Origin of the sequence: Lysinibacillus sp. NPDC059133, from assembly GCF_042755925.1 — a bacterium.
GTDB lineage: Bacteria > Bacillota > Bacilli > Bacillales_A > Planococcaceae > Lysinibacillus.
On record NZ_JBHZDH010000040.1, the window covers coordinates 37,167 to 51,402 of the forward strand.

13 protein-coding genes and 1 pseudogene are annotated in these 14,236 nt (G+C 35.3%); 8 read left to right on the plus strand and 6 right to left on the minus strand.

All coding sequences use genetic code 11. The annotated features are described in order from the left end of the window. Positions 1-88 precede the first annotated feature (88 nt). Complete coding sequence (locus tag ACFXN8_RS18550) at positions 89-1,078, minus strand: hypothetical protein (RefSeq protein WP_386847151.1); 990 nt, start codon at positions 1,076-1,078, stop codon at positions 89-91. A gap of 529 nt (positions 1,079-1,607) precedes the next feature. On the opposite strand from ACFXN8_RS18550, the gene ACFXN8_RS18555 reads away from it, so the two are divergent. The 7 genes from ACFXN8_RS18555 (at position 1,608) to ACFXN8_RS18585 (ending at position 9,319) form a co-directional block, all read left to right on the plus strand. After that, entirely contained in the window at positions 1,608-2,075 is a 468-nt protein-coding gene (locus ACFXN8_RS18555; RefSeq protein ID WP_376074698.1) for a hypothetical protein, read from the plus strand. Between the two features lie 322 nt (positions 2,076-2,397). Further along, on the plus strand, positions 2,398-3,240 hold the full coding sequence (locus ACFXN8_RS18560; protein WP_376074697.1) for a DUF2785 domain-containing protein: 843 nt from the start codon (positions 2,398-2,400) through the stop codon (positions 3,238-3,240). Between the two features lie 831 nt (positions 3,241-4,071). Further along, entirely contained in the window at positions 4,072-4,995 is a 924-nt protein-coding gene (qoxA, locus tag ACFXN8_RS18565; protein WP_376074696.1) for a cytochrome aa3 quinol oxidase subunit II, read from the plus strand. A gap of 27 nt (positions 4,996-5,022) precedes the next feature. Next, entirely contained in the window at positions 5,023-6,966 is a 1,944-nt protein-coding gene (gene qoxB / locus ACFXN8_RS18570) for a cytochrome aa3 quinol oxidase subunit I (RefSeq protein WP_386847154.1), read from the plus strand. A 1-nt stretch (position 6,967) separates the two neighbouring features. Beyond that, positions 6,968-7,567, plus strand: a complete 600-nt coding sequence (gene qoxC / locus ACFXN8_RS18575; RefSeq protein ID WP_370075462.1) for a cytochrome aa3 quinol oxidase subunit III — start codon at positions 6,968-6,970, stop codon at positions 7,565-7,567. After that, positions 7,567-7,851: a cytochrome aa3 quinol oxidase subunit IV gene (qoxD, locus tag ACFXN8_RS18580; protein WP_386847157.1), complete on the plus strand. Its 285-nt coding sequence runs from the start codon at positions 7,567-7,569 to the stop codon at positions 7,849-7,851. The genes qoxC and qoxD overlap by 1 nt, the downstream gene beginning before the upstream one ends. Positions 7,852-8,458: 607 nt before the next feature. Next, entirely contained in the window at positions 8,459-9,319 is an 861-nt protein-coding gene (locus tag ACFXN8_RS18585; protein WP_386847159.1) for a DUF6612 family protein, read from the plus strand. A gap of 217 nt (positions 9,320-9,536) precedes the next feature. On the opposite strand, the gene ACFXN8_RS18590 is transcribed toward ACFXN8_RS18585, so the two are convergent. Together ACFXN8_RS18590 and tsaA are read right to left on the minus strand one after the other, a co-directional pair. After that, positions 9,537-10,094 (minus strand): GNAT family N-acetyltransferase, encoded by a 558-nt coding sequence (locus ACFXN8_RS18590; RefSeq protein ID WP_386847161.1) that lies wholly within the window; start codon positions 10,092-10,094, stop codon positions 9,537-9,539. A 46-nt stretch (positions 10,095-10,140) separates the two neighbouring features. Further along, on the minus strand, positions 10,141-10,602 hold the full coding sequence (tsaA, locus tag ACFXN8_RS18595; protein ID WP_386847163.1) for a tRNA (N6-threonylcarbamoyladenosine(37)-N6)-methyltransferase TrmO: 462 nt from the start codon (positions 10,600-10,602) through the stop codon (positions 10,141-10,143). Between the two features lie 224 nt (positions 10,603-10,826). On the opposite strand from tsaA, the gene ACFXN8_RS18600 reads away from it, so the two are divergent. Then, a complete protein-coding gene (locus ACFXN8_RS18600) occupies positions 10,827-11,831 on the plus strand; it encodes a nucleoid-associated protein (protein WP_376074692.1) in 1,005 nt (334 codons plus the stop codon). A 255-nt stretch (positions 11,832-12,086) separates the two neighbouring features. Here ACFXN8_RS18600 and ACFXN8_RS18605 read toward each other — a convergent pair. The 3 genes and pseudogenes from ACFXN8_RS18605 to ACFXN8_RS18615 all read right to left on the minus strand — a co-directional run bounded on the left by ACFXN8_RS18605 (position 12,087) and on the right by ACFXN8_RS18615 (position 13,444). Further along, a pseudogene (locus ACFXN8_RS18605) lies at positions 12,087-12,368 on the minus strand (DinB family protein). 105 nt (positions 12,369-12,473) lie between these two features. Then, positions 12,474-13,016 (minus strand): TlpA family protein disulfide reductase, encoded by a 543-nt coding sequence (locus ACFXN8_RS18610; protein WP_386847166.1) that lies wholly within the window; start codon positions 13,014-13,016, stop codon positions 12,474-12,476. Between the two features lie 50 nt (positions 13,017-13,066). Beyond that, entirely contained in the window at positions 13,067-13,444 is a 378-nt protein-coding gene (locus tag ACFXN8_RS18615) for a hypothetical protein (protein ID WP_386847168.1), read from the minus strand. Positions 13,445-14,236: the final 792 nt, after the last annotated feature.

A 14,236-nucleotide genomic window follows, 5' to 3' on the forward strand; every position in this document is an offset into this window, starting at 1 on the left:
ATCAAGTTTATTGTTAGACAATTCATTCGTAACTACGATTTTGACAACCATTTTAGTATAACATAGATGCGTATAGTTTCAACTTATTTCATACTTCATGTAGTTCCGTTAATTTTTCTAACATTTGTAAAAAGTCAATGATTTCATAGTCCATTTCCTGTACTTTTCCGAGCATAGATTGTACAAAGTCTATATAACTATAAGCAATATCATCGGCTTCATACGGGCGCCATTCAAACGGATACGTCACAATGGCATGCTTCGCCATTAAATATTGTACCATTTCTAACGTCGTTGGGTCTTGCTCTAATTTATTTTCGATTATATTTTTTACTTCCCTATACTGAGGCAACTGATTTGGTAAGACTAAATTGTTAGGGTTAATAATTTTTGTTCCATTAAATTTTGAAACAGTAATCTCAATTGACACTTCTTGTTCCACTAAAAGGATTAATGCTAAGCTCTGAACAAATGGATGAATTGTTGGACATTCAATAATAGCTTTCAATGCTGTCTTTAATTGTCTTACATTCGTATCCATTAAGCGATGCAGCCGAATTGATTGTTCGTTTGGCGTTAATGCACTAAATTTCGAAAGTTCATATTCTTGCTCTTCTAACAATCGTTTTGCATCCTCTTTTTTTTGGAGATTCCTAGAAACCTCTTGATTCAAGCTTCTTAAGCGTTCAAATTTCTCAAGCTGATCTTCCGGAAGTACGTTTTCTTCAATTAATGTCGAAATTAACGACTCTACTTGATGATATTCCTTTAACTGCATACACACAGTAACATACAGTTCCATTACTTCCACATACAATGTCGTACCCATAGCAAACAATTGCTCACAAACATTTTTAACTTTATCGTATGTTTTTAATTCATATAAAGCATACGCGTAGGTACTTAATGCAATTTCATCTCCATCCTCATATAAAAACGCTTTTTCAAAGCTGGCCACAGCCTCTTCATATTGATAATTTTCCGCATACATATGTCCTTCACGTATTAATGTCTGAACAGCACCAGGAAAAACAACAATATTGTCATGTTTTATAACATGTCGTTTTCGCTTTGTCATTTTTCTCACCTCAACTTTTTTACTTATTAGTTCCTATATGAATTATCACCCGATCATGGGGTTGATTTTTGTATTTGACCGTGGGCTATACCAGGAATTTCGATAGGTTACTGGCGGTAGGCCACAAAAGTGTTATCACAGAACTCGGTGCGTTCCTCTACTGACTCTCACCAGGGTCTTATCTATAACGCTCCCCCTCATTTACTCCAATCAACCTCATTTGATGGTATTCGGTTTTAACAAATGTCATTTTAACTTTCAACAATGACAAGATAAATTTCTCCCTGATTATTTTTCGCTTTAGCATTTCATATTTTGTAATAAATTGTATTATAATTAATAATATCTTTCATTTATTACTGTTTACAGGCATTCAGCTAACGGCTAACTTACTTGCATCGGTAAAAACCCCACGTCATGTGGCATTACCGAAATGACCGACATTCAAGCCTAAGCACAAAGCTGATTCCGGACGCAATTATGCCGTGGCATAATTGATGGAAAAAGTTCTTCACAAGGAGTGGAATACATGCAATTAATAAATACAGTTAGTGAATTTGGTAGTAGCATCTCTCCTATGTTTGAGGCACTATCAATTAAAGTTGTTTCGTTTTCTACAGCGGACAATCCCCATCACAAGGATTACCCGATTGAATTTGAAATACTCACACGGACAAAGATTGATTTATACACGCAAGAAGCAATTACACATATTATAAGTATCCAAGGTTACATTCCTGGCTCCATTTCAATTGGACACCAACATGAGTCACTTTTTATTATTCCCCAAAGTGTACACATTGAATGCAACTATAAACTTCTAAGTATCGACAAAAAAGATATGCAACGAATCTTACAGCACTCTCAACCGAATCTTCATTATAGTGAATGGCTAATCGACGCCATTAAAAATGCAAATATTCTTGTAGAATTAAAAACCAATCAAAATACCTTTACTGAATGGCCGCTCGGTATAAAATCAGCTCTAATATCATAACTAAGACGAGACATACTTAAATAGGTATGTCTTTTATTGTGTGCTCCTTTTAAGTCTTTCCCATTTTTGTTGCTTGTCTATCATATCAACTTTCTCTTGATTCTGGAATTCCCATTGCGAATATACTTCTATATCACTAGAAAACTTCACTAATCAACAAATTTACCGTTGAAGCATTATAATAAAAAGACCTAGTTCCTATAAGCATCTTTACTATGTCTCTGCATTGTAATTAAAGTAATATCAAAGCTAGTGATCCTCAAGGAACACTTTAAAAAGAATGCTCTTATAGAGAATTAACTTAACATCGGGGGAATTATATATGAATATCAAAAATACATTACAATCATTTTCAACCATGACACCTTCAGCACGACAAGATTTTATGTTACAAAAGGGTGATTGGTTGTTACAAGAAATGTTAACGCACATTGGTTCACCAGATGCCGAATTACGAGATAAATTAGTTTATCGAACTTTTATTGATATACTTAGCGACAATTTATTGAGCACTGAACAGCTACAATATTTATTTGATACTGCAATTAGTGACGATTTTTTATATTTAAACATAGGTGAAGAAATGACAGATAGTGTCTTCACACGTTCGTTTTCTGCTTTACTTGTAGCAAGTATTCTTGCAAAAGATGCTGAACAACTGATTTTAAATGAAGATCATCTACAAATTTTCTTTCAAAAAATCGGTCGCTTTTTATTATTGGAAAAAGATACAAGAGGTTATGTTCAAGATAAAGGTTGGGCGCATAGCATTGCACATGGTGCAGATCTAGCAGCAATGACGATTAAACATCCTAAATTTGATTTACAGCATGCGCCTTTAATCTTGCACGCATTGAAACTTGTTACTTGGAAAGATATTGTCTTTGTCAACGATGAGGAGGAACGCTTAGTTAACATAATTGAAGCGTTACTAGCTCGTGACTACTCCGAGGAAGCATTAATAGAATTTGTCGAACAGGTATTTGATAAATTTGAAATGCATTTAGTGACACAAGGCTATAACGAAGCCTTTTTTAGCGGACGTACATGTACATTAAATTTAATGAAAACATTGTATTTTGCCTTAAAGATGCATAACCTAGCCCCAAAACTTCAAAATACTATCTACGGACAAGTCGCAAAATGGCTAAAACTAGGCGCATAAAATGTCTGGCGTAATCCGCCGAATAAAGATAAATTCCACTTTCTCTCTGCTTCGAACATTTATTTTCGTCCACATACCAAATTTAGCAAACTAAGGATTCCCTTAGTTTGCATTTTTTACTTTCCTGGTAAAACATCGAGAATGAAATAAATGGAAGTTAATAATTATATTAACATAATTTATATTCGTTTCCGAAATACTTCTTTCCAATCATCCCTGACATTGAGAGTTTATCCTGATATATCCACAATTCTACTTTTCGTGTAGTCATCTTTTTTTAAAACGCAACAAAAAAGCATTCAACACCTTAACACAACGGCGATTTTATTACAAAATGACGTCTAAAATGTGAAATGACATTTTCACACAAAAAACAGTTTACATAGTTAAAGATGAGAAACTCAGTGTTTTCAACGTTCTAACAGTGTTTATTTTATTAAACACAAAAATACTAATATTGAAATAACGATTTTTGTTCAAAAAATGTTCATATTCTCCCCCAGTTTACTATTAAAAATATAAAAAAATAATTTTTTTCTTTAAAACAGGGCGTATAATCCTATATGCAAACAATGACATTTGTGTCGATCGATTATGACACATTGTTTAAAAATCGATTACACAGATTAATAATTTTGCGAACGCTTGCACTAGACCAGTCAAATACTAGATTCAATGTTTCATAATGAACCATGTCATTGTAAGTATTTCTGATCATTTGATTGGTACAACAATTAAAAGAGGTGACCGTATTACCCACTATTTATAATTTCGAATCTATATAAAACAAATGAAATTTATGAATAGCCGTTTTATAGAAAGGAGTCAAACATGAAGAAAAAGTTAAGTTTAATGTTTATTGCATTTGGTGCGCTTGCAGTTCTTTCTGGCTGTGAACCCCTAACAATCTTTGATCCAAAAGGGCCGAATGCCAAAACATTATCAGACACAATTATTTTATCCATTATTACAATGGCCTTTATATTACTAGTCGTGTACGTGCTTTTAGCATTTATGTTAACAAAATACCGTGCTTCAAAAACACCTGCCGATTATGAGCCTCCTCACGAAGAGGGTAGTCATCTACTTGAAATTACGTGGACAGTTATCCCTATTATCATAGTGGCATTCTTAGCAATTGTTACTGTAAGAACAACAAGTACAGTAGAGGCAACACCAGAAGGTTATGACAATAAAGAGCCACTTGTTATTTACGCATCATCTTCTAACTGGAAATGGCATTTTAGCTATCCAGAGCAAGGTATTGAAACTGTAAACTATGTAAATATTCCAACTGACCGTCCAATCGAGTTCAAACTTTACTCTTTCGGACCAATCACAAGTTTCTGGATTCCGCAATTAGCTGGTCAAAAATACGCGATGAGTGACATGTTAACAACTATTCACCTTGCCGCAGATGAGGTTGGTTCATTCATGGGCCGTAACTCTAACTTTAGCGGTCGCGGATTTGCTGAAATGGAATTTGAAGCGCAATCTATGACACAAGAAGACTTCGACAAATGGGCTACTGATGTAAAAACAAAAGAAAAACCATTAACAGAAGAAAAATTTGATGAACTATTAAAAGCAGAACACGTTGGTCGTTCAAGCTATTCATCTACACACTTAGAATTTAGTCCAGCTCCAATGGAACACAGTGAACACATGAAAATGGGAGACATGGATCATAGTGATATGGACCATGGGGATCATTCTGATTCACAAGAAAATTCTGAAGCAACACATTCACATTAATTTTCAAACCCGAAAGGAGCGCATCCAATGAGTATGGAAGAAGTATTCCATCCTATGCAAGAACCGATGATTTTAGCGGCAGCTATTAGTATCGTAGTTGGAGCAGTGGTAATTGTAGCTGGCCTTACGTATTTCAAAAAATGGGGCTATTTCTACAAAAACTGGCTATCAACTGTTGACCATAAAAAAATCGGTATTATGTATATCGCTGCAGCACTTTTGATGCTATTCCGCGGCGGTATCGATGCATTGTTAATGCGTGCACAAACGGCAGTTCCTGATAACGGACTTCTTGATGCACAACACTATAATGAGATTTTCACAACACACGGTTTATTAATGATTTTATTCATGGCTATGCCATTCGTAATTGGTTTAATGAACATCGTTATCCCACTGCAAATTGGTGCACGTGACGTTGCCTTCCCACGTCTAAATGCAGTCAGCTTCTGGTTATTTGCAGCTGGTTGTGGTTTATTAAACCTATCATTTATCATCGGTGGTTCACCTGATGCTGGTTGGACAGCTTACTTCCCACTATCTGGGACAGAATTTAGTCCAACTGTTGGGAACAACTACTATTCTTTAGCTTTACAATTATCAGGGATTGGTACGTTAATGACTGGTGTTAACTTCATCGCAACAATCATTAAAATGCGTGCACCTGGTATGACATTAATGAAAATGCCAATGTTCACTTGGTCAATTTTAATTACAAACATTATTATCGTATTTGCATTCCCAGTTTTAACTGTAGCACTTGCATTAATGATGTTAGACCGTCAATTCGGTACACAATTCTTTGCCATGCAAAATGGCGGTATGGATATGCTTTGGGCCAACCTATTCTGGGTTTGGGGACATCCTGAGGTTTATATCGTTATCCTACCTGCTTTCGGTATTTTCTCTGAAATCATTGCGACATTTGCACGTAAAAACTTATACGGCTATAAATCAATGGTTATGAGTATGGTCGTTATTTCGTTACTATCATTCTTAGTATGGGCCCACCACTTCTATACAATGGGTCACGGTGTAATGGTAAACAGCGTATTCTCTATTACAACAATGGCAATCGCTGTTCCGACAGGGGTTAAAATATTTAACTGGTTGCTCACAATGAGACACGGTAAAATTCAATTTACAACTCCTATGCTTTATGCTCTTGGCTTTATTCCTATCTTCACAATTGGTGGGGTTACAGGGGTAATGCTTGCAATGGCAAGTGCTGACTATCAATATCATAATACGATGTTCTTAGTTGCCCACTTCCACTATGTATTAATTCCAGGTACAGTATTTGGTGTACTTGCAGGTTACCACTACTGGTGGCCAAAAATGTTCGGTTTCCGTTTAAATGAAAAACTAGGTAAAACTGCTTTCTGGTTTATCGCAATTTGCTTTAACGTAACATTCTTCCCTCTATTCATTTTAGGTTTAGATGGTTACGCTCGTCGTATGTACACTTACTCTGAGTCTACTGGCTACGGTCCATTGAACATGCTATCGTTCATCGGTGGTCTTGGTCTTGCTGTCGGCTTTGCGTTAATCGTATATAACATTTACTACAGCTGGAAACATATGCCACGTAATGAAAAAGCAGATGTTTGGGATGGTCGTACGCTAGAATGGGCTACTCATTCTCCAGTACCAGAATATAACTTTGCAGTAGTTCCAACTGTTACACGTTTAGATGAATACTGGTTCGCGAAAAAAGAAGGTCGCGATATTACAGCCGGTAAAATTGAAAAGATTCACATGCCTAACAACACTGGCACACCATTCTGGATGAGCGGATTCTTCTTCCTTGCAGCATTCTTCGCTGTATTTAATCTATGGATTCCAGCCATCATTAGTATGATTGGTGTATTCGGCTTTATGATTCACCGTTCATTTGAAAAAGATCATGGTCGATACATTTCAGTTGAAGAAGTTATGGCAACTGAGAAAAGCTTGAGAGGTGATAAATAATATGAAAATCGATTCTTCACTTCCATTAGAATATAGTACAGAAGAAAATCGCCTGAAAATTTTCGGTTTCTGGATTTTCCTTGGCGCCGAAATCGTATTATTCGCCACACTATTTACAGTGTATTTCACACTTCAAACACGTACTGGTAGTGGCCCAAATGGCGCTGAGATTTTCGAATTAACACCAGTATTATGGGAAACATTCTTATTATTAACAAGTAGTTTCACAATTGGTCTTGGTGTTCATGCAATGCGTATTGGTAATAAAAAAGCGATGATGGCATTTTTCATCATCACACTTCTATTAGGTCTTGGCTTCTTAGGCATTGAGATTGATGAATTTATCACATATGTTGATGAAGGTGCAACAATTACAACAAGTGCATTCTTATCGGCATTAATGACTTTACTTGGTACGCACGGTGCCCACGTAACATTCGGTTTCTTCTGGGGCGTTGCAATTTTAATCCAAGTAGCTAGCCGTGGTTTAAACCCACAAACGGCTAACAAAGCGTTTATCTTCTCACTGTACTGGCACTTCCTAGACGTTGTTTGGATTTTCATCTTCAGCTTCGTCTACTTGAAAGGACTGATTAGCTGATGAAGGAATTATTCCCAAAACAACATGTGATGGGCTTCGGCTTCTCACTATTACTAACACTTGTAGCTTTATCTGTTGTTAAATTCGATATGTCTTTTAACATGGCATTTGCTGTTTTACTAGTAACTGCTCTTGCGCAAGCAACTGTACAATTAGTATTATTCATGCACATCGGTGAATCTGAAGACAAGAAAACGTTATATACAACGATTTTATATTCAGTATTCGTAGGTGTTGTCACAATCATTGGTACATTATTCGCAATGATCTGGGGCTATAATTGATAAACAGAGCCGAGAAAATGATATCATTTTCTCGGCTCTTTCTTTTTTTCATACTTTTTTTCAACGCCAAAAGCACATCCAAAAATACCACCCCTTCTAATGTCTTGCCCCCCTCACGTACTTATTTACATAACATAGCACGCACTGAACTGTTAAAAGTTTGATAGCTATCTCATTTTTTGAAGACCGCCAATTTACAAAAGGCTTTTTAGGTTCAGCATGTTCACCTATAACAAACTACTAGCTAATATAGTCCCTTGCTACAACACAAAACCATTAGAATCCTCTATTCAATACACTAATGATCTCTTATTGTTTTAGCACCATTGCGATTTTATTTCGGAATAACTAAAAAAGGAATATATGGGCGTAATTCAACTTTTTATATCATGAATAAAATGAAATTGCTTACCCTTCAATTATTATTCAAGAACCACTTTTCTTGCGACTTAGGATAAGTAGGAAGGCTTATAAACAGAGGCATAGGTTGGGCATTTACTATTATTTTAATATTGAACTAGTATTATTTTAAAAATAACGAAACTTTTCCTTTTATAGTAATGTATACTAATAGATATTGTTTTTACCAAGAATAGGAGATGAAAGAATGAACAAGTTTTTTAAAGTTTTAAGTGTTGGAGCACTAGCATTGACACTAGCAGCTTGTAACAGTAGCGCTAGCCCAACGAAAGGTACAACTAAAACAAGTGACCTCACTTTAGAGCAAGTGTATGACAAAGCAGTGAAACGCCAAGAAGACATTAAAAGTGCCAGTGCAAAAGCGGAAGTGACTCAAGAGGCAAAAATGGGTTCAGGTGACAAAGCAGAGGCCTTTACCAGCGATACAAAAATGGACGTGGATGTAGTTAGCGATCCACTGGGTATGCACTTCTCAATGACAACGACAGCGCCAGATATGCTTGACGAAGGCGATGAAAATAATGAAGCGTCAGTTGAAATGTACATGAATAAGGATCAAGGTATTTTCGTAAAAGACGAAACTTCCGATAAATGGTTAAAGTTACCAGGAGATGATTTCGATTCGATGTTAAAGGAGACTTCATCAGCAGCAAACGCTAAGGAACAATTAGAACAGCTTAAAAAGTTTGTCGGTGATTTTAAATTCGAGCAAACAGATGATGCATATGTCTTAACTTTAGACGCAAAAGGCGATAAATTTAAAGAGCTTATCGATTCTGAAATGAAAAAATCGATGAAAGATCTTAACCTTCAAGAAAATCCTCTTGATAATTTAACGATTAATAAAATGGACTACGTACTATACATTGATAAAGAAACTTTTGATACAAATAAAATAGATGTAAATATGGATCTGAAAATAAAAGTGGAAGATGAAGAATTTTCGTCAAAAACGAAGACAGTTGTAACATATACTGATTTCAATAACCTAAAAACAATCGACATCCCACAAGAAATTATCGATAACGCACAAACTGTTCCACAGTAAACAATATAAAAAAGGAATCTGCATACTTTAATGTACGCAGATTCCTTTTGCTTTGGGTAACACTCCAATTAGAACATCAAAGTTAGCATATTGGACGAGTCTCTTCGCTAATGAAATGACTTCACTAACGGAAATCGGTCTCATTTAAGCTTAACAACAAACGCAATAATTCCCTTGACTATTCCATCTAAGTACTTCTACTGATCCATAGAAGCATTTACATTTGATATGCTGTAGCCTCTATAGCATAATGGTGTAATCCTTCAAAATCCTTCAATTCCGATTTAAGATGATTATACGTATATTTATAGCTCATTCCCAGTTTATCTACAATTCGTAAAGATGCTACGTTTTCAGGATGAACAACAGCAATAACTTTATATAAACCAATCTTATGAAACGCATAACTTAATAAAGCTTGTGCAGCTTCATACGAAATCCCCTGCCCTCTATAAACTTCTGAAATACCATAATATATTTCGACTTCTGTTTCTTTTATATCATCTGGACCGAGGCCACAATAACCAATTAACTTTTGGCTTACCCTATCTACAATGGCTAGATTAAGCTTATATATTTTAGTAGGCGTATTTTTTTGGTTACATTGAATGGACCACTCTATTACTCGTTGAACATCGTCACGGCTAGGCACATCCTCTGGGATAAATTGATAAAAATTAGGCTCAGAAACGACTGTATATAACTCATCCAAATCAGTTAAAGCATATGGACGAATCACTAGTCTCTCGGTTTCAATATGTAGATTTAAAAACATAATGATTACTCCTTCAAGTGAATTAAAATTCTTTTGTGTACATAGACTAGTCCCAATAATTCTTCATTAAATCAGTTGCCCAAATTGGCTGTTTTATTTCGTCTTTTGGTAAAAACTCTTTCATGACAGGTTTTATATCAATGATTGGTGTTCCATCAATAGCATCTAAGCCTTTGACGATTAATGTTCTATCCTTTAATTCTAGTAATTCTACAACAGTTACCCCTATTTTATTAGGCCTATTTTTACCTCTCTGTGCAAAAATACCGACTTCCGGATAGTCCGTATTATTTCTTGGATGTCTCGCTTCATATTGGATTTTTTCATCTGCAACTTTGTCAAAATAAAAAATGATTTCTAAATGAGAAAAATCATCAATCCCCTTTAAAGATGATTCATACATATCTTTTGTCAATTCAATAGTAGAAATGACGCCACCCCAATTGTCGTCTTCAATCATTTTTCGACTGTTGCTCACTACAGCTATTGGTTTAATGTTATAGATCATATTAACGCCTCTTCCCCTCGTGAAATTCTTTATGTACATTTCCGTTTAATTCCAGTATACTTCAGCTACCGCCGATGATATAGCAAATATGCCATGGAAAATTAAAACACATGCTTTCGCTGTTCCTTTTTGTTTTATAATTCCTAAAAATTAAAAACATGAAAATGTTGTGAGGATTATGATATGGTATATTATCTACAATGCTATTTTAGAAGGTGGAAAACATGCTAGAAGTAAGTGAAAGTAAATTAACGCAATACGTTATACATTTTATTGACGATACACTCGTGTTAGGTGAGGAATCATTATCACAGCCAGAGGTCATGTTAGAGGCAGCTTTTACACAGCTAGCGTTTAGCAAAATTGATTTGGAGCAGCAATTCGAATTTTTTCATGAAACAGATATTGGGTTAAATGAAGTGCACACATATGTGAGGGCAATTTTTGATCAGGAGAATAGTTTCCTTGAACAATCAACCAACATTGCTAAACACTTACATAGTGTATCTCAACATCCTAACATTAAAAGTGGCGAACTGTTTATTGGATTATTTGACAATTGTTTTTTATCTACAGAAGCTAAAAAAATAATCGCCATCGTTAAAATTGATGAGAAAGAAATGTTTTTAGATGTGAAAAACGACCAAAACAAAATGGTTATTAACGGAATCGATGGCATTAATGTAAAGAAAGTCAATAACATGGCCATTATCGTAGATATGGGAACGGAACAGGCACCTGCTGTCTTTATGAAAACGAAAAGGAAAGAAGATATTATCTACTGGCAAGAACGATTTTTAAAGATTAAAGCTGCAGATGAACATTATTATAAAACGAATTTAGCGTTAACAGAATGCAAAAAATATATTTTAAAAGAAGAAAGCTATACAAATACTGAAAAGCTAGGTCTTTTAAATAGAACGCTTGATTATTTTAGAAATGAAGATGAATTTCAAGTAAATGATTATATTGATACGGTATTTGAAAATGCGGAGCCAACACAAAAAGATATTATTATCAATTCGGTAAAACCTTATGAAACCGTTATTTCTGAGAGCGCACTTGAAAAGGCTGAGAAAAAATATAAACGTAAAATCAAACTCGATTCCAATATTGAGATCCAGGTAAACGTACAGGATATCGAGCAAGTAGATGAACTAATTGAAGTAGGTTACGATGAATCTACAAATCGAAAGTTTTATAAGATTTATTTCCAGGAAGAACTATAATTAAATGTATGGGAATGAGACTCTCCTAGTTTAGGGGAAGTCTCTTTTTTTCCACATCACCATAACGTGTGGTTGATTTCAGTTGAGCGGGGCAACAGGTGTGTTTGTGCGAAAGCGGAGTGCTAACAGAGCAGACAGAGACAGGGTGTTGGTCACGAGGACGTTGTTGCTTTTATCCTTCGTTCTCTTCCCTCGCTTCGTTACAGGGTCTCCCAGTCTCCAATCCTATCAATTTATATGGCATACAAACAAATGTCATCCAAATCGTTTGGTGATGTCCCTTTTTTTGTAATTTATTTCTTTATACAACCGAGTTGGAACAGGATAATCTTTAGTTGGCGCATGAAATGTTAAACTTGTATTCGTAGTAATAATGCGAATTGCAGTAACCGTATGCCAAGCAACACGTCCTAAAGTCCAATTTTCAGACGTTATTTCCTGCTTAAGTGATTCGTCAGTTAGAGTATTCAATAACTTCTGTGTACAATTGGCTTCGAACCCCAAGACTTAAAAAAAACCATTTAAAGTCTGATACATAATAATATCCCTCTTTTCTTGCATAAATATTTAATAATTCCACCGATCAATTATGCCTCGGCATAATCGCTTCCGGAATCGGAAAGGGAGCTGTGCGTTTACAAATTAGTAGAGTTTATCAATATAATCATTTAATTCTTTTTGATTAATCGATCCCTTTATCGTGTACTTTAATATACCTTTAGAATCAAAAATAAAAGTTGTTGGATAAGCCATTATTCCAAATGATTTTTGAAGTGTACCATCTAAATCAAGAAATATAGGGAAATTCAAATTGTATGTATCTTGAAATTCCATAGCATTTTCACTACTATCATGAGAAGTCGCATTAATCGCTAACAGCTCAACATTTTCAGATTTATTATTATAAAAATCCCTTAATTCCGAAGCCTCTTCTTGACAAGGCCCACACCAAGATGCCCAAAAGTTAACGATTAGGACCTTTCCATTGTATTCTTTAAATGTTGTTGTTGATTCGTCTAATCGTGTTAACTTTGCATCAAAAACTAGCTGTTTTGTTCCATCTTCATTTTCTACTATTGGGTTAACTGTTGCTTCTTTTAGCAATACATTTTTCACAACAATTCCAGCAAGTAATATGATTAACAAAGCTGAGAAACATAAACCTAAACGCTTCTTAATCTGCATAAACGATCACCTAAATTACCCCTTTAAAAATCAATTTTTCTCAAACGTTCCTAGATTGAATTTTGATAAGCTATTATTAATTTTTCTTTGGCTTTCTGACCAGCTAATCCTGTTTTTAATAATTCATCCGATAATTGATGATCTAAAGTTTTTGTATATTGTTTTAATAGGTTATCTACTAAAATATCGGGTATCTCGCCTGTGCTTTGATCTGTATCTTGTCCCTTTGGTAATTTGGTTTCTTTTATCATTACTCTTTCACCATTCAATTTGGTTACATAATGGCGAATATAACCATCTTCTTTTTTAATTTCATATTTTGCTTTGCTCTGTTTATTTTTATCTAAAAATATATCTGGAGATAGTCTATTTAGTTCATCTTTTTTAATTGTATTTATGTAATTATTATTTGTAGATTGGATTATCATTCTATTGACCTCTTTCATTCGTTTTTTAATTTTCCATTATATAAGATTGGATCATCACCATAACATGTGGTTGATTTCTGTTCCGACTGTGCACTTTCCTAGGGGGCGCCCGATGAGCACTTGAGCCAACAAATGTTTTTTGCGCGAAAGCGAAGCGGCAGCGGCAAATGTTTTTTGCGCGAAAGCGAAGCGGCAGCGGCAAATGTTTTTTGCGCGAAAGCGAAGCGGCTCCGATGTTGATCACGAAGGAGCGTTATCACAGGACGTGATGCTTTTAGCCTTCGTTCTCCTATGCGCTCGCTTCAGGGTCTCGGGCCAACAGATGTTTTTTGCGCGAAAGCGTAGTGCTAACGTAGCGGCAGCAGCACGATGTTGGAAGGCGTTATCACAGGATGTGATAGTTTTAGCCTTCGTTCCTCTATTACTGATCCCCAAGGAGTCGCCCGGTCTCCACTCCAATCAACAAATAGGCACAACTTTTAGTGACTAACCAGTTAATTACCATTTTAGCCAATTTTATTAATTCAGTCTACTCTCTATAGAACGTAGTATCTATCCCCCTTTTATTCAATACAATCTGGCAAGATGACATTTTTTCAGCTGTGAAAAATTTTTCTAACAAATCAGTACTGACTACTCCCACAGCTAAAGCAGTGGGGTTCTTATGTACTTAAGAGAAGCGTTACAAGAATCATTAGATTTTTTCGCTTTTTGGTAGCAACGTAATTGTTTTCGATAGTGTTTTGATTCTTGCATTAAAGTATATTGTTTTACTGCATAAGACAAAGTTGT

Coding starts and splice junctions, on each gene's coding strand:
- ACFXN8_RS18600 (WP_376074692.1), top strand. CDS start 10,827: ATGCTAGAAGTAAGTGAAAGTAAATTAACGCAATACGTTATACATTTT.
- tsaA (WP_386847163.1), bottom strand. CDS start 10,602: ATGATCTATAACATTAAACCAATAGCTGTAGTGAGCAACAGTCGAAAA.
- ACFXN8_RS18555 (WP_376074698.1), top strand. CDS start 1,608: ATGCAATTAATAAATACAGTTAGTGAATTTGGTAGTAGCATCTCTCCT.
- ACFXN8_RS18550 (WP_386847151.1), bottom strand. CDS start 1,078: ATGACAAAGCGAAAACGACATGTTATAAAACATGACAATATTGTTGTT.
- ACFXN8_RS18615 (WP_386847168.1), bottom strand. CDS start 13,444: ATGATAATCCAATCTACAAATAATAATTACATAAATACAATTAAAAAA.
- qoxB (WP_386847154.1), top strand. CDS start 5,023: ATGAGTATGGAAGAAGTATTCCATCCTATGCAAGAACCGATGATTTTA.
- ACFXN8_RS18610 (WP_386847166.1), bottom strand. CDS start 13,016: ATGCAGATTAAGAAGCGTTTAGGTTTATGTTTCTCAGCTTTGTTAATC.
- qoxA (WP_376074696.1), top strand. CDS start 4,072: ATGAAGAAAAAGTTAAGTTTAATGTTTATTGCATTTGGTGCGCTTGCA.
- ACFXN8_RS18585 (WP_386847159.1), top strand. CDS start 8,459: ATGAACAAGTTTTTTAAAGTTTTAAGTGTTGGAGCACTAGCATTGACA.
- qoxD (WP_386847157.1), top strand. CDS start 7,567: ATGAAGGAATTATTCCCAAAACAACATGTGATGGGCTTCGGCTTCTCA.
- ACFXN8_RS18590 (WP_386847161.1), bottom strand. CDS start 10,094: ATGTTTTTAAATCTACATATTGAAACCGAGAGACTAGTGATTCGTCCA.
- ACFXN8_RS18560 (WP_376074697.1), top strand. CDS start 2,398: ATGAATATCAAAAATACATTACAATCATTTTCAACCATGACACCTTCA.
- qoxC (WP_370075462.1), top strand. CDS start 6,968: ATGAAAATCGATTCTTCACTTCCATTAGAATATAGTACAGAAGAAAAT.